Genomic DNA, 249 nt, shown 5'->3' with positions numbered 1-249 from the left:
CTACCGGCCACATCGACTACGGCACCCCTGTAGTCGGCAAGGCCCCAGCCCACGGCCAGACCATCGGCATCATGTACATCCCACGGTTCGGCGCCGACTACACTCGCCCGATCATCGAAGGAACCAGCGCCGACGTGCTGGACACCTTGGGCCTAGGGCACTACGGAAGCACCAGCATGCCAGGTGCCATTGGCAACTTTGCGGTGGCCGGACACCGGCAAACCCACGGCGCAGTCCTGGACAACATCC

General features: G+C 64.3%; 1 protein-coding gene. It reads left to right on the top strand.

The features are described 5' to 3' along the window. A partial coding sequence (locus SB724_RS21250) for a sortase domain-containing protein (protein WP_410572989.1) occupies positions 1–249 on the top strand: 249 nt, incomplete at both ends.

Source organism: Bacillus sp. SIMBA_031 (assembly GCF_046535225.1).
In the GTDB taxonomy this organism is placed as follows: domain Bacteria; phylum Bacillota; class Bacilli; order Bacillales; family Bacillaceae; genus Bacillus; species Bacillus velezensis.
The sequence above is the reverse complement of the archived record's forward strand: the minus strand, read 5'-3'. Positions and strand labels throughout refer to the sequence as shown.